This window comes from Bacteroidales bacterium, from assembly GCA_035647615.1.
Classification (GTDB): domain Bacteria; phylum Bacteroidota; class Bacteroidia; order Bacteroidales; family 4484-276; genus SABY01.
Map to the genome: position 1 here is coordinate 241,033 of DASRND010000003.1, position 19,724 is coordinate 260,756.

At 44.1% G+C, this 19,724-nt stretch carries 14 protein-coding genes; 10 read left to right on the forward strand and 4 right to left on the reverse strand.

Annotated features, from left to right (window positions below):
• Positions 1-90: 90 nt before the first annotated feature.
• Positions 91-1,776, reverse strand: a complete 1,686-nt coding sequence (locus VFC92_01550; GenBank protein HZK06860.1) for a tetratricopeptide repeat protein — start codon at positions 1,774-1,776, stop codon at positions 91-93.
• A 236-nt stretch (positions 1,777-2,012) separates the two neighbouring features.
• Between VFC92_01550 and VFC92_01555 the strand changes: the two genes are divergently transcribed.
• Together VFC92_01555 and VFC92_01560 are read left to right on the forward strand one after the other, a co-directional pair.
• Positions 2,013-5,453 carry a carboxypeptidase regulatory-like domain-containing protein gene (locus VFC92_01555; GenBank protein HZK06861.1) on the forward strand — a complete coding sequence of 1,147 codons (3,441 nt, stop codon included), beginning with the start codon at positions 2,013-2,015 and terminating at the stop codon, positions 5,451-5,453.
• Positions 5,454-5,767: 314 nt separating this feature from the next.
• Complete coding sequence (locus VFC92_01560) at positions 5,768-6,229, forward strand: hypothetical protein (GenBank protein ID HZK06862.1); 462 nt, start codon at positions 5,768-5,770, stop codon at positions 6,227-6,229.
• Between the two features lie 237 nt (positions 6,230-6,466).
• Here the strand turns inward: VFC92_01560 and VFC92_01565 are convergent, their stop codons facing one another.
• The 3 genes from VFC92_01565 to VFC92_01575 are packed head-to-tail and all read right to left on the reverse strand — an operon-like array spanning position 6,467 to position 8,109.
• Positions 6,467-6,997: a DUF4252 domain-containing protein gene (locus VFC92_01565; protein ID HZK06863.1), complete on the reverse strand. Its 531-nt coding sequence runs from the start codon at positions 6,995-6,997 to the stop codon at positions 6,467-6,469.
• 13 nt (positions 6,998-7,010) lie between these two features.
• Entirely contained in the window at positions 7,011-7,616 is a 606-nt protein-coding gene (locus tag VFC92_01570; GenBank protein HZK06864.1) for a hypothetical protein, read from the reverse strand.
• Entirely contained in the window at positions 7,597-8,109 is a 513-nt protein-coding gene (locus VFC92_01575; GenBank protein HZK06865.1) for a sigma-70 family RNA polymerase sigma factor, read from the reverse strand. Before VFC92_01575 ends, VFC92_01570 begins: the two co-directional genes overlap by 20 nt.
• Positions 8,110-8,440: 331 nt before the next feature.
• On the opposite strand from VFC92_01575, the gene VFC92_01580 reads away from it, so the two are divergent.
• The 8 genes from VFC92_01580 to VFC92_01615 all read left to right on the forward strand — a co-directional run bounded on the left by VFC92_01580 (position 8,441) and on the right by VFC92_01615 (position 19,716).
• Entirely contained in the window at positions 8,441-9,997 is a 1,557-nt protein-coding gene (locus VFC92_01580) for a peptide MFS transporter (protein ID HZK06866.1), read from the forward strand.
• 187 nt (positions 9,998-10,184) lie between these two features.
• Positions 10,185-11,132 carry a TIGR01212 family radical SAM protein gene (locus VFC92_01585; GenBank protein ID HZK06867.1) on the forward strand — a complete coding sequence of 316 codons (948 nt, stop codon included), beginning with the start codon at positions 10,185-10,187 and terminating at the stop codon, positions 11,130-11,132.
• 208 nt (positions 11,133-11,340) lie between these two features.
• A complete protein-coding gene (locus VFC92_01590) occupies positions 11,341-11,652 on the forward strand; it encodes a hypothetical protein (protein HZK06868.1) in 312 nt (103 codons plus the stop codon).
• A 169-nt stretch (positions 11,653-11,821) separates the two neighbouring features.
• The gene (locus tag VFC92_01595) at positions 11,822-12,085 is read left to right on the forward strand and encodes a hypothetical protein (GenBank protein HZK06869.1); all 264 of its coding nucleotides are present in this window, start codon (positions 11,822-11,824) and stop codon (positions 12,083-12,085) included.
• Between the two features lie 116 nt (positions 12,086-12,201).
• Positions 12,202-15,579, forward strand: a complete 3,378-nt coding sequence (locus VFC92_01600; GenBank protein HZK06870.1) for a T9SS type A sorting domain-containing protein — start codon at positions 12,202-12,204, stop codon at positions 15,577-15,579.
• 65 nt (positions 15,580-15,644) lie between these two features.
• The gene (locus VFC92_01605; GenBank protein HZK06871.1) at positions 15,645-15,980 is read left to right on the forward strand and encodes an MGMT family protein; all 336 of its coding nucleotides are present in this window, start codon (positions 15,645-15,647) and stop codon (positions 15,978-15,980) included.
• 169 nt (positions 15,981-16,149) lie between these two features.
• Entirely contained in the window at positions 16,150-17,112 is a 963-nt protein-coding gene (queG, locus tag VFC92_01610) for a tRNA epoxyqueuosine(34) reductase QueG (protein HZK06872.1), read from the forward strand.
• A 276-nt stretch (positions 17,113-17,388) separates the two neighbouring features.
• Positions 17,389-19,716, forward strand: coding sequence for a two-component regulator propeller domain-containing protein (locus tag VFC92_01615; protein HZK06873.1), 2,328 nt, complete (start codon positions 17,389-17,391; stop codon positions 19,714-19,716).
• The last annotated feature ends 8 nt before the right edge of the window (positions 19,717-19,724 follow it).

Sequence of the window (19,724 nt, forward strand, 5' to 3'; positions counted from 1 at the left end):
AAATTAAACGCCTGCACATTGCTGCTACGCATAGCAAAAGCACCACAACAATGTTGCTACAGGAATTTTAAAACGTTGGTAACAAGTAATTTAAAGTGAGGCTAAAAACTCTGTCAACCCGGTTTCTGAGTTGGTGAGTTGGAGTTTTTTGCGAAGGCGGGTACGGGCAACTTCTATACTCCGGAGGGATTGGCTGGTGATGGATGCAATTTCTTTGGTGGTCATATTTAGGCGCAGGAAGGCGCAAAGACGGCGTTCGTTGGTAGTAAGATTAGGAGCTACCGATTGTAGCTTTTCATAAAACTCATTGTGAACCTGCTGATATCTAAGCTCAAATTCTTCCCAGGCGTTTTCTTCCTGCACCTTATTCAGGTTCTTAATAACGGTATTGATGGTATTCTCATTTTTTTCAGTCAGATTAAGTTTGTTGTCCGAGAGCACTTCCACCACTTGCCCGATCAGTTCGTTTTTTTGAATCATGCTCATCACGTGTGTGGTCAGTTCCTTATTTCGGATTTCAAGTTCGTTTTGCAGGTTTTTGTTTTCAAGGATGGTGTTCTTGGTGTTTAAAGACAAGTTATCCTTTTCGAGATTGAGCCGCTTATTGCGATTATTCGACAAAACATAGAGAAGAACAAATACCAATAGTATTAAAACCAGCAAAGCAGCCGTAAACATGTAAATAGTATTTAGCCTGTCTTGTTCGAGTTGCCTAATTTTCTGCTGTTCGCTGAACTGAGAGCTTAGCTCCAGCCTCGTTAATTCTTTTAAGGTCTCGGCACTATTTATTGTATCCTTGAGCTGATCGTACAATACAAAATATTTAAGCGCCGAATCAGCATTATTTTGCTGATAATAATAGGTGTAGAGTTTTTCTGATGCAATACTCCGCAATTCGATACTACCTATTTTATTAGCTGTTTCATAACTCGAATAAAAATATGTGCGAGCTTTATCAGGCTGATTTGTTTGTAAATAATATTCAGCCAATAAATTGTACGATTCTGTCAGTCCAACAAGATCATTATTTTCGGGTTTTATTTCCATCGCCCTTGTAAGGTTTACAAAAGCACTATCCGGTTCATTGATGTCAAGAAACAGACTTGCGATATTATTCAAAACACTAACTCTGTTATAGTCCGGATCAGCCACAGATTCGATTTGTGATAAACTTTTTCTGTAATAATAAAGCGATGAATCATATTGTTGTAGCTCCTGATATACTATTCCCAGATTATTTAAGATCTTTGGTATCTGAGATTTATAATTCTCGTCAGGGCTATTATCAGGTAATTCTTCTAAAATCTGAAGTGCTTCTAAAAAGCTATTTCTGGCTACGGTGTAATCTTCCATTTTTAAGCGGATAGCTCCGATGTTTGCAAGCACAAAAGCAATTCCCGGTTTGTTGCCTTTTTCCTTTTGGATTTCGAGGTAAGCATAAAAATAGGCGGTGGCAGTTTCAAATAATCCCTGTGTAAAATAGGCATTTCCGGCATTGAACATGGCGTATTCGATAAGAGTCATATCCTTGCTCTCCTTCGCGACATCCAGAGCTTTTTCCGCTTCCCGGATTGAAGCTTTCAAGTCGTACGAACCATAAGCCTGCGATAGCCTGACTAAAGTAAACACCTTAATGCTCTTACTTTGGGCCTCGCTAACTACTCGGTTCAGCGAGTCGATTACTTGCTGCTGGTCATCATCTTTTCCCCATAGTAATAGCGATTGTATTGTAAATACAATTAAAACTACAATACGTATGTTGGCTGCTAAATTCAAAATTTGTTTTCTATAAAAGAAGATGCAAATTTATTCAAATCTTTTTGTAGTACGGTTGTTTTTTTTTAGAACAATTGATTTTCAAGGTCATAAAAATGATGTTGTGTTTTTGTTGTAGTCTTTTTGTCAAGGTGTAGCAGAATAGTGCCGTCGTTTCATTTTTCTAATGGTAGTTGTCGATTTAATTTTGCCGTTCAAAAAATATCAGCATTAATTACAAATTAAAAATTTTACAAATGAATTTTTACAAACAAAGCATCGCTTACCTGGTAATCGTGTTACTGGCAATAAGTTTCAATACTGTCCAGGGTCAGATTACACTCCGGGAAACTACCGATCAAAAACTATCCACAGAAAACTTTATTCATGGCCAAAACGGATTTTCGCTGGCTCAGGACTTTCAGATGACCATGTCGATGCAAGATCGCGGGCCAAAAGAATGGATTACTATTGGTACTAATTCTTCGCCCTGGGGTTCGTACAACTATCCGGTGGATTTTTTTTGGAACACCTCGCTTACCCAAAGTATTTACACTGCTGAGGAGATGAATCACGAATCCTGCTCCATCGAGCAAGTAATTTACACCTACAAAACCTTGACCGGCAATTACCCTGACACTATTAGCACAGAATATTTCAGATTCTGGATTGCCAATACCGACCAGTCGTCGCTGTCAGAGGAAGCCGGCTTTTGGATTCCCCTGGAAGCGTTTACGCTTGTGTACGAAGGAATGGTAGAAATGTATAGCGGCCAGAATCAGGAGATGCTGTTTGACCTGGACAGTCCTTTTGTGTACAACGAATCCAATATTTGTATCATGGTTGAGCATACGCTAAGCGATAATACTTTCGAGAACCATTTCAATTTTGAAGCCTCTACCCTCGACGACAACGATAAAAGGTCGCGTCTTTATGTCAGCTACGATACACCTTATGATTTTACGCTGCCTACCAACGATCCTTCACAAAACGGAATGGATCTTCCGCAATTGGCCGATGTTAAACTATTTATCAATACAACTGCCGAGGCCAGCCTGGCCGGTACCATTACCAACCCTGATGCTGAACCTGTAGCCGATGTCCTGGTGAAAATCCTGGGCACCGACCTGCAAACCTACACAAACGACCAGGGCGAATACGAATTTTCGTATGTAGTACCCGGAACATATACGGTGCGCTATTCTGCCTTTGGCTATGTGATTGATGAAATGACGCTGGATATTTCTAATGCTGTTACCCAGGATGTGGTTTTGGCTTATCTTCCCAAAGCTACAGTAGAAGGTACCGTGCTGGACAATGATAACAACCCGATTGCCGATGTCAACATTCAGATAAGCGGCTACGACACTTACGTGGGAACAAGCGATGCCAGCGGCAATTTTGCCATCCAGGATGTGTATTATGATGATTTTTATACGGTTGCTTTTTCAAAAAATGGTTACCAAACTGAAATTATCGAATTAGCTGTCAACAATCCCACAGTGGACATGGGCGATATTAATATGACCGATAAACTGGAAAGCCCATCCTATGTAACAGCCGTCAACAACGATGATGTTGTGAATGTCGATTGGCTTGCACCTTCGGAACGAACAGTTTACCGCCGCGATGGCGATGAAATGGTAACGCAGATCGGACATAACTATGCCGGTGAAGTTGCTGTGTTTGGCCAGGCTTTCGCAGAGCCGGCCAAATTGTATGAAATGAGCTGGTATCTCAACTTGGTGGACTATCCGCACGAGTTTGTTAATGTTTTTGTATTTTCACTAAATGCCCAGGGGAATCCATCGAACAACATTCTTTTTGAGCAGGCTGATGTTCCCAACGTGGATTTACAATGGACAACTTTTAGGTTTCCGGATACCATCGTTGCCGAAAACGGATTTTATATGGCCTTAAGTTATCCCCAACGCTTAGAGCTGGGAATTGACGGCGGCAACGATCCCGAATTTCCTTTTGAAGCCGGCGTAAACTGGGTTTCGGAAGATTATGGAAGTAACCAATTCCTGCTGATGGAAGACCTGGGACTGGGCGAGATACCCGGCAACCTGATGATCAGGGCCGAGGGCTACAATATGAATACCGGTGAGAAACTTCAATCGCCAGCCCCTACACCATCACGTAGCTTAAATACATTCACGGTTTACCGTCTTGAGGATGGCCAGGAGCTGCAGCCCGAGTTATGGGTATTGCTCGAAGAAAACCTAACCACCACCTTCTATATCGACGAAGACTTTTCGACCTTAGATCCGGGCTGGTACAAATATGCCATTGAGGCTGTCTATTCAGGCGGACTCCCATCCCAAGCGGCATTCTCCAATCATCTCGAAAATCAATTGACTACCCAGGTAACGATAAACGTGAGCACAAACACACCAAACAACGAAAGCCAGGGAGCACTGATAAAACTTACCGGCAGCGACGAAAGCCATACCTATACCCAAATCGTTGAACAAGAAAATGGTGTAGTGATTTTTGAAGTTATTTTCAAAGATACGTATTCGATTTTAGTAAGCCACAAAGGCTTTGAGGATTATACGCAGTCGAACCTTGATTTTTCAGCGGAACCTGCCTACTCAATAGATGTTGAGCTGATAGAAATGATTGTACAGCCCTTCAATCTCGGCATTGATCTTTATCCGGATCTGTCGGCCTTGTTCCGGTGGAACCATACCGTCGATATCTTTGAAGATTTTGAGGGTTGTACCGATTTTGAAATCGAACCTGCCGGCGTTGTGGAATGGCTATACAATGATGTAGATAAAAAAACTACTGTTGGGCTCGCCAATATCAGTTTCCCTAATGAAAATGAACCGCATTCATTTATGATTTTTAATCCCACACAAACCGATCCTCCAATTGACCTGGAGTTAAATCCCGGCATTGCTCCACACAGCGGCGATAAGTTTCTGGCCAGCTTCGAAGCGAGCTCGGGCGCCAATGATGATTATTTTATTTCGCCAGAACTGAATTTTTTCCGGGATTTTAAGTTCAGTTTTTTTGCAAAATCATTTGATGATTATCCGTCATTAAATAAAATAAGGGTAGGATATTCTACCACAGGCTTTCAGCCTGAAGATTTCACCTGGTTAAATTCATCAGCCATCGAAGTGCCCATGTATGATTGGAACAGCTATGAATACGACCTGAATGCAGAAACCAAATATGTGTGCATTCGCAATGTTTCTGAGGGTGCCTTCATACTGATGATTGATGATGTATCAATTTACACCGAAGAGGCAAAAAGCCGTGCACTGCTTACCTACGAGGTTTACCTGAATAATACCCTGATGGGCGAAACCACCGAAGATACTTACACCTTTGATTCGGACGACGTTATTCCCAACGAAACAAATGTGGCCGGCGTTAAAGCCATCTACGCGAGTGGCGAAAGCGAAATGTCAACCATCGAATTTATGGGCGTATTTGTTTCTATGCCCGAGCCTGCGCTTCAGGCAAAAATGGAAGTATTTCCCAATCCGTCAAATGGTGCATTTACCATCCGGCTCGATGGTGAATACGAAGTTTCGATTATCAACAGTATGGGTGTAGTAGTTTTCAGGGAAACTATTTCGCACACGGAGCAGCTTAACCTCCAGAATCTAAGCCCCGGCATTTATGTTATCAGTGCCAAATCGGACCTAAAATCTTCTGTTAGCAGAATTATTATCCGCTAAAACAGATAGCCTAAATGCTTTAAAAATAGAAAAGGCCTTTGATTCCAGAGAATCAAAGGCCTTTTTGATGGAACTATAAAACGCCTGCCACCAGCCCGGGGGATGGAATAATTAAAGTCGGCTAAAAAATTCTATCAACAACAAATTGCTGTTAGCAGGATTGAGCTTTTTTTCCGAGCGTATTCTGGTCACTTCCATGCTTTTAAGTTTCACTCATTGCCGAATAAAATCTAACTTAAAACTAAAACTATCTCAGAATAAAGTAAACATTTATAATTTAGCCACCTAAACCAAAATCATAAAACAAAACCATAATGAAAAAAATTGGATTCATTGTCGCTTTGCTGGCATTGGTGCTGGGTTTGGCCTTTACCATCAACAGCATCGTTAAGGGTCTTTACGTCGAAATGGCAATCTTTGCCACCATGGCGAGCATGGCAATTTTTTATTTGCTCTTTCAGCTACTAATAAACAGACAAAAGAAAAAAGGAATCGTTCCAAGGCCTGTTCCCACGCTAAATCCTCCACTACCCGATGAAATGATCCTCTCGCCCGGTATTGATAAAATTTTCAGATACGTGTGGAAACACATTAAACTAATAGCTGTGGTGTCTATAATTTTTATTTTGAGCTATAATTGTTGGATAGTGAAAACGGAGGATACATTGGCTATAATATACTTTTCATTTTGTTTGGGCATTGTTCTGGACTCCGTCATCTTTTTATTTTACAAGAAACTTAAACATAAGAAGGAGCCAATGGCCGAAGCTCTTTAGCAATAGTAAATAACGGAGGCTTTCTTTTTAGGCTTTCACCTCCCTGGCAAACTTTGTATTTTCCAATTTTAGTAAATAATAAAACCCCCGATGGAACTCCGCCGGGGGTTTTTCAATTAACCACAAAGACAAAAGAAAAAACCGCGGAGGCGGAGAGACGCAGAGAGAAAAGGACAAAAAAGCTTTGCGCCTCTAGGGTGAATCTGTTTTCTTTTACCCCCCCGTTCCCTGCTTTTTTTACTTAATCTTCTCCAGATTTTTCATCCCATCAATGTTCATCGACTTGGAGAGTTTGGCGATGGTTTTCAGGTCGATGTTGCCGGTGATGCTGATGAAGCCTGCTTCGTTGGGCTGGTTGATGATCAGCAGCAGCTCGTTGATGTTTTTGCCATTTTTGCGGATCATAAACTTCACCGATTCGCCCCCCTCGTTCACGGTCATCAGTTCCGAAAAATCTTTCAGCTTCACACCGTTGAGTTCGTTTTTGAATTCTATGAGCCTGAGCGACTGCACTGTGTCTTCCAACATTAGTATGCGGATGTATTCGAGTCCCTGCACCACTTTGTTGAGTTCCTGCATATCCTCGCCTTCGGCCTCCTGCGTTATTTCGGCAAAAAGGCTGAAGAGTTCTTTGGTAACATGCACGGTAGTAAAACCGTCTTTGGCGCCATACTTATCAAAAAGCGCATCCGTAACGTTTTGTGCTTGCGCCGTAGCTCCCGAGAGCATCAGCACAATTGCAGCGGCAATCATTGTGATTTTTTTCATTGTTCTAAATTTTTTAAGGTTTAAAAACTATTTTGAATTTGGATAATTTTCCGAGATCATCGAGGCTCTCTGAAGCCTTGTCCATCTTGTGGTTTATGGTTTTGATGTTGCGATCGAATGCTCCCAGATTCTGCATTTTGACCTGTGTATTTTGCAATTTGTCGAGCTTTTTCAGCGGCTCGGCGCCCTGTGTAAATTTTGCCCCGACATAAGCCAGTGCCTGTTGTGTTTGCAGAAATGCTGCTTCCGTCTCGGCGTGTGTGTAGGAAGTGGCGGCTACAAAATGAGTATCAGCGGGTCGCTGATAAAACGTGATGGTGAGCGTAAAAAGCAACAGCAGCGCAGCAGCAATGCCACCGACGTAATAATAAAGTTGTCGCGATCGGTAGAAGGGGATAGATGCTGTATGTTGCAGGCGGTTCTCTATTTTTTCTGTTACGGCAGGTGGCAGCGTTTCTTGTTTTGCTTTCGCAAAATGCCCGAACATTTGCGCTTCGGCGGCAAACTGCGGATCGGCGCCGGGCGAGAGCAGATAGGCTTCTAATTGCCTTTCTTCTTGCAGCGTGGTGCCGCCTTCGTAATATTTTTTGAGTAGTATTTTAACTTCTGTTGTATGCATAGTTGTGTTGTTTTATGATGGCTTCGCGCAGCGTTTTACGGGCACGCGAAAGGTTGACACGAATTGTATTTACATTCATTTTCACCACCGCAGCTATTTCTTCGTATTCCAGTTCTTCCACATCGCGCAGATGGATGATAAGGCGCTGCTGTTCGGGCAGCCGGCTGATGAGACTGTGTGCCAGCGCCACGTCGTCTTTCGTCTCCAATGCCGATGCGGGGGTATGCGTTGTAGCAGGTTCGGTGATGTTGTCCAAAGAACTGTTTTGATAACTTTTGGCTTTTATCCTGTCGAGGCAAAGGTTGCGCGCAATGACCATGGCCAGCGCCTGTATGCTTCGGTAAGCGGACAGGTCGTGCCGTTTTTGCCACAGCCGCACCATGGTTTCCTGCAGCACATCCTGGCTGTCGGCATCCGCAAGATAATTCCGGGCCAGCCGGTAAATTTTATCCTGATGCGGGAGCACCTCGTCGATAAATGCTTGTTCTGTCATCAGTTAGTCAGACGAATCTGTTTTGATTTCATTACAAAAAGAAACTACGAAATAAAGATTAAAGCCATTTCCAGCCCTCGTCGGGTATTTTTTTTAATAAAAAGAAATGCCACCTTCCTGCTTTAAACCTGGTTCTGGTGGTAGTCATCCAATTTTAAAAACTAAAAACACCCAGGTACCGTCTGTAGTTGATTCTGTCAAAATTTATAATGCGTCAGCCATTGCTCGGCGTCCGATTTTAATTATTTTTGCGCTTTTCCGAAAATATCAAGTGTTCGGGACGATATTAACAAACTAATTAATAACTCATTATTCACAAAACACTACAATTATGTTCAAAGGACACCCTAAGGGTTTAATTCCAGCGTCGCTTGCCAACATGGGCGAACGGTTTGGATTTTACACAATGATGGCAATTTTAGTGCTGTTTTTGCAAGCAAAGTTTGGATTAAGTGGTACAAATGCCGGATACATTTATTCGGGGTTCTATTTTTCCATTTACATCCTCGCGCTGGTCGGCGGAATCATTGCCGATAGAATCAAGAATTTTAAAGGAACCATTTTCGCAGGTTTAATATTAATGGGAGTCGGCTATGCTATTATGGCTTTCCCAACACCAACACCTGTTCCCAATCTCCCGCTATACCTGTCCTTATCCATTTTTGGGTTATTTGTAATTGCTTTTGGCAATGGCTTGTTCAAAGGAAACTTACAAGCTCTGGTTGGACAAATGTATGATAATGAAAAGTATGGCAAATTAAGAGATTCCGGATTTTCATTGTTTTATGCCTTTATTAATGTTGGAGCTATTTTCGCGCCTTTTACCGCACTTGGTATCAGAAACTGGTGGCTTGGCACCAATGGTTTTGTTTACAACGCAAGTCTTCCCGAGCAATGTCATACTTTTTTAGATCCGGGCAAAGTTATGTCGGCCGAAAACATTGCCAATTTCCAGAATTATGCTAATGAAGCGGTTGTTGGTAGTGGTACTGTAACTGATCTTACTGCTTTTGCCAACGAATACTTGAATGTATTCAGCACAGGCTTCCATTATGCATTTGGTATTGCAATTATTGCTATGCTAATTTCTACAGTTATTTACTTGGCCAACAAAAAGAAATTCCCCAATCCTGGAACTGTAAAAGTTTCGGGAGATGGTACTATTACCGAAGAAATAAAAATGGAAGCTAAGGAAGTAGCCCAACGAATTTATGCCTTATTAGCTGTTTTTGGTGTGGTCATTTTCTTTTGGTTCTCGTTTCATCAAAATGGCTTAACACTAACATTTTTTGCACGAGACTATACCGATCTAAGCCTTTTTTCTTTTACAATATTTGGGCTTAAATTTGAAGGTGCTGAGATGTTTCAATCTATGAATCCGTTTTTCGTGGTTTTCTTAACGCCTATTATAGTAGGTTTGTTCGGATGGTTACGCTCACGAGGTATAGAGCCATCAACGCCTAAGAAAATCGCCATTGGGATGGGTATTGCCAGTTTGGCATTTGTACTTATGGCTATCGGATCATTGGGTCTGCCTTTGTTTTCTGACATTAGCTCATCCCAAGGTGGTACTCCGCTCCTCGATGCAGAGCGCGTTACACCATTCCTCTTGTTTGGAACCTATTTTATCTTAACCGTTGCTGAGTTATTTATTAGTCCCATGGGAATCTCGTTTGTTTCTAAAGTTGCGCCCCCACAATTTCAGGGCATGGCTCAGGGCGGATGGCTTGGAGCAACAGCTTTGGGTAATGGCCTGTTATTCATCGGTGCTATCCTTTACGAATCGATTCCAATTTGGATGACCTGGAGTATTTTTGTAGTCGCTTGTGCCATTTCGATGCTGACGATGATCTTTATGTTGCGTTGGCTCGAAAGAGTGGCCAGATAATTTCTTTTTCTTGTTTCATATTCAACAGAGGCGAACCCATGAGGTGCGCCTTTGTTGTTTTTGAAGGAAGAGAAGAAGGGAGAAGAAGAGAGGAATGAGAAGCAATGAACGATTAACACTTGCCCTGCGGTGATTGAGCCTGTCGAAATCAGCGTAGTCGAAGGGAACAACGATTAACAAACAATTAATGCAGCCAACATTTCCCTGGGGACACACCCGTCGTTTTAACGCTTACGCGCAATATTTCGAAAGGATTTTTGGCGGTCGTGTGCAAAAAGTTACCATCGACGCGGGCTTTACCTGCCCCAACCGCGATGGCACCAAAGGTCTGGGCGGCTGTACCTATTGCAACAACGATGCTTTCAGCCCCTCCTATTGTTCTCCCGAAAAAAGCATTACACAACAGATCGAAGAAGGAATCGTCTTTCACGCCAATCGCTACCGCCGTGCTTCTAAGTTCCTGGCTTATTTTCAGGCTTACTCCAATACTTACGACACGCTCGCCAATTTGCGCCGCCGCTACGATGAGGCGCTTCAAAACGAAAATGTAGTCGGGCTGGTGATTGGTACCCGCCCCGACTGCATCGATGAAGAGAAGCTGGAATATTTTGCACAGTTGGCCCGGACGCATTGGGTCATCATCGAATATGGCATCGAGTCGTGCTACGATGCTACACTCAAGCGCATCAACCGTGGGCATACTTTTGCGGAAGCCGAAAAGGCAATTCGCCTCACGGCTGATTATGGATTGAAAACAGGCGCGCATCTTATCTTCGGTTTACCCGGCGAAACCAGCCAAATGATACTCGACGAGGCAGCAATTGTTTCATCATTGCCATTAACAACCATAAAATTCCATCAACTACAAATTGTAAAAAACACCGTGATGGAGCGGCAATATCGGCAGCAGCCGGAAGATTTTAGATTTTTTAACCTTGACGAATACATCGATTTGGTCATCGATTTTTTGGAGATTCTCAGTCCCGCTATTGTTGTCGAAAGGTTTGCTGGTGAAGTGCCTCCGCGTTTCATTGCCGGGCCTCACTGGGGGTCGCTGCGCTACGATCAGATTCTGAACGCCATCGAGCAGCGGCTTCTGCAACGTAATACATGGCAGGGTAGGTTGTTTTTGTAAAAAGGCAGTACGCGATAAAGCGCAATGCTAAGAAAACTCAGGAAAAAGCCAGGCAGTTTTTATTACGGCCTGTGCAGATGGAAAAAAAAACCGGTGAAACCACGGGCTTTGATTCATTGATATCTTTTTAATTGGGTAATTCTTGAAGAACTAACTGCTGTAGAATTCTTTGCCAGGGGATTTGATAAGATCCCACAAAGCTCCCAGAATGAACAAACAATACCCGACTAACATTCCGGCACAGAACATCAACCCGAGTCCTATTCGTGTGTGGGGTGTATTCCAACCATTTATACCAAAGGTTAAACATAATCCGAAGATCAAAACAAAATTAAATAATAATGCAAAGATTTTTCTCCTATTAACCGTTTTTGCATTTTCATTCCTCAAGGATTCATTGTCTGGAGATTTGTTAAAAAACCGCGGAGGATCCATAATGTACACCCCAACCCAGGCCAAATATCCAGAGCATGCCATCAACACGAGTCCTATTAGTGTGTGGGGTGTAAACCAACCATAAGTACCAAAGGTTAGACATAACACGACGCAGAGAACAAAAACAAATCTTCTTGCATTTCTATTTTTCAAATTCATAGTTTTGGGAGTTTCAATGGTTTAAAAACTGTTTTTAATTTCAATAAGATATCAATGTCAAAGGAAGTTCAAAAATAGGAAAATTTTCAAACCAAATTGTAAAAAACACCGTGATGGAGCGGCAATATCGGCAGCAGCCGGAAGATTTTAGATTTTTTAACCTTGACGAATACATCGATCTGGTCATCGATTTTTTGGAGATTCTCAATCCCGCTATTGTTGTCGAAAGGTTTGCTGGTGAAGTGCCTCCGCGTTTCATTGCCGGGCCTCACTGGGGGTCGCTGCGCTACGATCAGATTCTGAACGCCATCGAGCAGCGGCTTCTGCAACGTAATACATGGCAGGGACGTGCGTTATAAAACATTGTTGACGAAAGCGAATTTTTATTGGTTGTAATATCCAAATGTTTACTTTTGCAGTTAATTCATTTTAAACCTTGTATTAATTATTTTATAAATCTAAATCAAAAAACATTATGCTTAAAAAGTTACAAATGATCGTAGTGCTGATGGCCCTTTCTGTGGTAACATTTGCACAAATTAATGAAGACTTTGAGAGTTACAATGCTGGTGAACAACTCGTTACACAAGCAATAGCTCAGGGTCTTGATTACTGGACAACCTGGAGTGGAACCCCGGGTAGCGCGGAAGACCCTATGGTATCCTCTGCCCTTGGAACAAAATCAGTGGTTCTTGAAGGAACTAACGATGCTGTTCTTTTGCTTGGCGACAAAACCTCTGGCGTTTTCAACCTGGAATTTGATTTTTACGTCCCGGCAGGAAAATTTGGATACTTCAATGTTTTGCAGGTATTTGCCGGTGCAGGCAGCGAATGGGGTATGCAAGCCTTTTTTGATGCTGGTGGTGTTGGTTCTGTGGATGCTGGTGGCGAAGGTGCCGGATCATTCACCTATAGCTACGACACCTGGACTCCTGTAAAAATGCTCATCGACCTGGACACCGATTTCGCTGAAATGTGGGTGAATGGCGCAAGCGTTATTACCTGGACATGGAGTGGTGGAACATTTGGTACCGGAACTATAAATCAGCTTGCTGCTTTTGGCATTTTCGCCTGGGACGAGAACGGAACTCCCGGTACTCACTTCGACAACATCTCATTCGAGCCTGTTTCTTCTGTTGAAATCTTTGACAATTTCGAAGCTTACAATGCTGGCGGAAAACTCGTGCAGCAAGCTTTGGCTCAGGGCATCACCTACTGGACCTGCTGGAGCGGCGACGGTGGCGCTGGTGGCGCTGAAGATCCCACTGTAACGACTGATCAAGCTAACAGCGGCAGCAATTCATTCATGATCGATGGTACCAACGACGTGGTTATTAAATTGGGCGACAAAACTGCAGGTAAATATTCCTACGATTTTTACATGTATGTTCCCACCGGATTTGTTGGTTATTACAACATGCTGCAAAACTGGAATCCGGGTGGCAGTTCTGCTACATGGGGTTTGGAAGTTTATTTCGATCCGGGTGGAAGTGGCAAAGTAAATGCCGCCAACACTACTCCTTTAACAACATTTAACTATCCCTACGATAGCTGGATTCATGTAGAGAATATCATCAACCTGAATACTGATAACGCTGTTGTCAAAATTAATGGTACCGAGGTAGCTTCATGGGAATGGAGCATCGGCGCTTCGGGCGGTGGTGTCAACAAATTAGCTGCCGCTGACTTTTATGCTGCTGCTACCAACGGAACACCAAAATTCTATGTGGACGATGTGATGCTTACTGAGCTGGAACCTGCTGTAGGCCCTTCCGAAATTACTGTTACACCCGCATCTTTCAGCTTCGATCTGGAAGCTGGTGCTTCTACTACCAAAACCCTAACAATCGGCAACGATGGTATTGCCAAGCTCGTTTGGGCTGGTTATCCCGAATATGCAATGGGAAAAGCAGCCAATTTCACACCTGTTGATTATTCAAATATCAGCATTTCTGAAGTTGCAGTTGTAGAAACCAATGGCTCGGCCAGCCCTGAAGCTACCGACGACCAGGTGATATTGCATTATGACGGCGACAATGCCAACGCTGTAGGTCTTACCAGTGGCGGTTCCTTTGAAGTAGGTGCGAGATTCCCGGTAACGACGACCAACAACTATATTGGAATGGCAATTTATGAAGTTCAGGTTTGGGTAAATGACTTTGTAACTGCCAGTGCTATCAAGATTTATGGCCATGGTACTGAAGGACAGGCTGGCGAGCTTCTGCATGAACAAGCCTTCGCAGCAACTATAGGTTGGAACAACGTAGGTCTTAATACTCCTATCGACATTACTGGTGGCGACATCTGGGTTGCACTTGCCCTCTCGCATGATGAAGGTGTATTCGTAGCTGGTTGCGATGGAGGTCCTGCCGTTACCAATGGCGACTGGTTTAAGTCGGGCGCTGCCTGGGTGCCAATGCACGTGGCGAATCCCGCACTTGATGCTAACTGGAACATCCGCGCTGTAGCCGAAGGAACTCCTACGTCGGGCTTTATGACCCTCAATCCGGCTTCCGGCCAGATAATGTCAGGCGAAACAACCAACGTTACTGTTACTTTTGATTCCGATGGTTTGACCATGGGAACTTACAATGCCAATATCGTTCTCAATAGCAACGACCCTGTAACCCCGCAGAAAATGGTTCCTGTAACCCTCAATGTTACAAGTGCTGTCAACTTCCCGGTAATCAATGTAAATCCAATATCCTTGGAATTTGGACTTGGTTATAACTCCCAGGAAACCCAGTCCTTGAATGTTTCAAACGTTGGTAATGTTAATCTTAACGTTAACATGAGCATTACCTATGGTGAAGATGCACTTGCACCTGTAACAACTCCGGTTGAAGAATACATAAATGTAATTAACCCCGAGCAGCTTAGCCTTGCCAACACCGCTAATCCAACTCCATCGCCCAACGTTACCGATGATTTTGTAATACGTTACGACAATGGTGTTAACGATGATGCTATCGGACTAACCTCGGGTGGTACCTTCGAGGTTTCAGCTTATTGGCCTGCTGCTACTATGGGTCAATATGCAGGTATGGATCTTACATCTGTCGAAATTTACATCAACGATCCACCTACTTCCAGTGTCCTGAAAATTTACGGTCAGGGGACTGCTACTGTTCCTGGTACATTGCTTCACCAACAAACTCTTTCTGTTAATCCGGTTGCATGGAATATTATCCAACTTTCAACTCCGGTTACCATTACCGGCAATGATATCTGGATTGGCTACGAAGTAACCCACGCTACTGGCATATATTCTCCTGGTTGTGATGCAGGCCCTGCAGTTGCAGGCTATGGCGATATGATTTCGCTGGACGGTGTAAGCTTCGAGCCTATGTCGGCCTTAGGTCTTAACTACAACTGGAATATTGCCGCTACCATTAGTGGTGAAGCTCAGGTGGAGTGGTTGAGCATCAACCCAATGTCGGGTATGGTAACCCCTGGCAACATGCTTCCTTTTGATGTTACAGCCGACACAGAACCCTTCGATGGACCTACAGATGAAACTTATCATGCTTCTATCTGGATTGCCTCCAACGACCCGGCCACTCCAATGCTGGAAGTGCCCGTAACGCTTGAATTCCCTGTAGGAATGAGAGACCTTTACAGCGATGCTTATATGATGATGTTCCCCAACCCTGCCAACAACATGGTTAACCTTTCGACCAACTATGCCATGAGCAATGTTAAGGTTGTTAATCAACTGGGTCAGGTAGTATTGGAGCAAACACCAAACAGCAAAACAGTAATTGTAAATACAGCCCAACTCCAGGCAGGTATTTATTTTGTGAAGGTTACCTCCGAAGCCGGACAATCCACTCACAAGCTGGTTATCGAATAATTGGTTTTCATAATTTTAATTTTTGGAAAAGTCCCGGTATCTTTGCCGGGGCTTTTTTTTTGTTTATGAAAGAGATCAACTTTTTTGAGCAGGTGCACCAGGTGGCGATGTTGGTTCCTTATGGCCGGGTTACCAGCTATGGAGCTATCGCCCGTTATCTGGGCATCGGCGGCTCGGCGCGAATGGTGGGATGGGCCATGCGGGCATCGCACACGCAAGTTGGCAATGTGCCGGCACATCGTGTGGTAAATCGCAACGGCTTGCTAACCGGCAAGCATGCCTTCGGTGGTCCTTTGGTGATGCAGCAGTTGCTCGAAGCCGAAGGCATAATTGTAGTTGATGATAAAATTGTTGATTTTGAAAAGCATTTCTGGGATCCCGGGAAGGAGATGGACAGGTAGAAATCTATTTTTAAAAAAAGGATTATTAATACCAATCACATAAAATATCGACTTTAATACCAAGCACTAAATCCAGATTTTCCAATCCAGACTTTCTATTATTTTGTTGAAAATTACTAAACAGGTCTGGTGTTTTTATAGATAGCGAAAGTGAAATAAAAAATAAGTTTTGAAAGGAAATAGCGACATAGCCGATTGGATAAAAGCTGAAGCATCAGCGCTTGGTTTTGATGCGTGCGGTATTGCGCGAGCCGGATTTCTGGAAAAGGAGGCGCCGGTGCTCGAACGTTGGCTCCGCCAAAACATGCACGGTACCATGCAATACATGGAGAACTATTTCGACAAGCGCCTCGATCCGCGCAAGTTGCTCGAAGGGGCGCAGTCGGTGATTGTGCTGGTGAGCAACTATTTTCCGGAAACGCCGCTGCCCGAAAAGGATAATTTTATTTTGTCGAAATATGCCTATGGAACCGATTATCATTTTGTAATCCGTGACCGGATGCGACAGCTCATCGAAAGACTCCGCGAAAAGACCGGCGATATTGCTGCACGTGGCTTTGTTGATTCGGCGCCGTTACTTGAACGCGCCTGGGCATCACGAGCCGGATTGGGGTGGATTGGCAAAAACGCCAATTTTATCATTCCCCGAAAGGGCTCCTTTTATTTCCTTTCGGAAATCATCACTGACTTGTGGCTGCCCGCCGACACGCCAAAAGCTACCGACCTGTGCGGCGCCTGTCGCAACTGCATCGACGCCTGCCCGACACAGGCCATCGTGGCTCCCGGCGTAGTGGATGTGCGCCGTTGCATCTCTTATCTTACCATCGAACTGCGCGACGAAATTCCCGAAGAATTTGCCGGACAATTTCACGATCGGATTTTTGGCTGTGACATTTGTCAGGATGTATGTCCCTGGAATCGGTTTCAGAAGTCACACAGCGAGCCGCTTTTTGCTCCAAACCCAGATTTATTTGAGATGACAAAACTCAAATGGCAAGAACTGACGCAGGATGAGTACCGTGTTTTATTTAAAAAATCACCCGTTAAGCGAGCAAAATATCACGGCCTGATGCGCAACATCCGGTTTGCGGCAAAAGATGATCATTTAGGCGACGAATCCTCAGATCGGTAGCGGGCGGGATTTTTTTTGAATTCGCTCACGGAGATTCCGGTTACAAAATATCGATAGGAATGAATACAATCCCGGGATGATGAATTGTGGTTGAACATCAAATTTCGAATCTTAAATTTCGAATAAAAGTCCCAACGAGGCGACGTCCTCCCAATTGCTGGCTGTTGGCTGCTGCCTTCCTGCCGTCGCCGGCCAGCTCTTGCCCTCTGAAAGCGCAATAAACACAACAAAAAGTAGTTATGGAATAATATTTTTAGCCCATCAACACATATCGAAATGAAGATAACGAAATCCGCTTTTGTCATTATTTGTGCGCTGTTTTTCACCAGTAACGCGAATGCTCAGATCGCTATCGGCGAGTGGCGCGATCATTTGCCCTACAAGCGTACCATTGCTGTGGCCGAAGCCGGTCAGCGCATTTACTGTGCAACCCAGTACAGCCTTTTTTATTTTGATAAAGATGACAATAGCATCGGCCGCTATTCCAAAGTAAATGGGCTTTCTGATATTGGCATCAGCGCCATGGCCTGGAACGAGCAATACCAAACCCTGATGATAGCTTACACCAACGCCAACATCGATTTGCTGAAAGGGGGGCGGATTGTGAATATCAGCGATATCAAGCGCAAGCAGATTTTGGGCAATAAAACCATCAACAATATTACCTTCATCGACAACCTGGCTTATCTCTCCTGTGGCTTTGGTATCGTGGTGCTGGATATTGAAAAGGAGGAATTCCCCGAGCCCACCTATTACATTGGCGACGAAGGCGCTGTCGTAAATGTGCTGGACATCACCCTGGGCAACGACACATTATACGCTGCTACGGCAGAAGGCATTTACAAAGCTTCCTACAGCAGTCCCAACCTGGCGCATTATATTGTCTGGTCGGTCGATCAGCGACTCTATCCTGATGCAACTTTTAATACAATAGAATTTTTTGCCAACAAGCTGGTAGTGAATTATTACGACGATGGTTATAAAAAAGATACAGTTTACATTTATGACTACGTCGATCATCAGTGGCAAAAATTCCCAGATATTAACAACCTCCGTAAATTTAATTTCCGCACCGAGCATGGCCAGCTGGTGATAGCCGGTCAGGAAAATGTGTGGCTTTACGATCAAAACTATAATCGACTTAGTGTATTTTATCAGGCCGGAGGAGTATCCCTTAATGGACGCGATGCAACTCCCGATGCCGAGGGAGTGGTATGGATTGCTGACTTTTCGCATGGTCTGATAAAAACCACCAATGGCTGGGACGGCGAATTTATCAGCCCCAGCGGCCCTTTTTCGGCCAACGTTTTTGATATGGATCTTAAAAATAAAGAATTGTGGGTGGCTTCGGGTGGCTACAGCGGTGGCTGGGGAAAACTCTACCTCACCGATGGCATCTACACTTTTAGCGATGAAACCTGGAAATCGTACAACAAGGCAAATGGGGTTCCGGCTTTCGATTCCATCAGCGATATGATCTGCGTGACAGTCGATCCCAACGCTTCCGGGCATGCCTACGTGGGCACCTGGATGCAAGGTGTAATGGAGTTTCAGGATGGGAAGGTTGTAAATATTTATGACCATAATAATAGCTCGCTGCAGATTTGGCCCGAAGCTAGTTATGTGGCCGTAAGCGGCATTTCGCTCGATAAAAATAATAACCTTTGGGTAGTTAATTCGCGCGTGCCCGAAATCCTATCGGTAAAAAAACCCAACGGAGAATGGAAATCCTTTTCGCTGGGATCATCCACCAGCAATACCGATACCGGCAAACTATTCATCGACGAGGACGATCAGAAATGGATTACCTTGCGTGCGGACAACAAATTGCTGGTTTCTACCAACGGCGGAACCATCGACGACATAAATGACGACGACTTCAAAGTACTCACTAACAACAGCGGCAACGGCAACCTGCCTGGCAACCTCATACTTTGTGTGGCTCAGGATCATGACGGCGAAATCTGGCTGGGCAGCGACGAAGGCATTGGCGTTATTTATTCGCCCGGAAATATTTTTAATGGTGGCAATTATGACGCACAGCGTATTCTTATTCAGATTGGAGAATTTACACAATATCTGCTCGAATCGGAAAGCGTTACTTCCATCGCCGTCGATGGCAACAACTGCAAATGGATAGGTACCGAACGGGCCGGAGCTTTTTATCTTTCGCCCGACGGCACCAGGGAAATATTGCATTTTACAGCCGAAAACAGCCCGCTTTATTCTAACCGCGTTATCGACATTCAGATCAACGGCGCCACCGGCGAGGTTTTCTTCGGCACCGACAAAGGCATCATCTCCTATAAAAATACGCCTACGGATCCTCCGGTTGTAAATACCGATGTGCTGGTGTATCCCAATCCTGTGCGCGAAGGCTACAACGGAACCATCGCCATCAGAGGCTTGGTAAACAATGCCGACGTAAAAATTACCGATATCAGTGGGACGCTCATTTTTGCCACGCGCGCCGAAGGCGGCCAGGCAGTATGGTCGGGCAAGAGCTTCAGCGGTCGCAAAGCCAGCACCGGCGTTTATCTTGTTTACGCCACCGACGACAAGGGTAAGGAAAAACTGGTTACAAAGATTTTGTTTATCAATTAAAATATCCT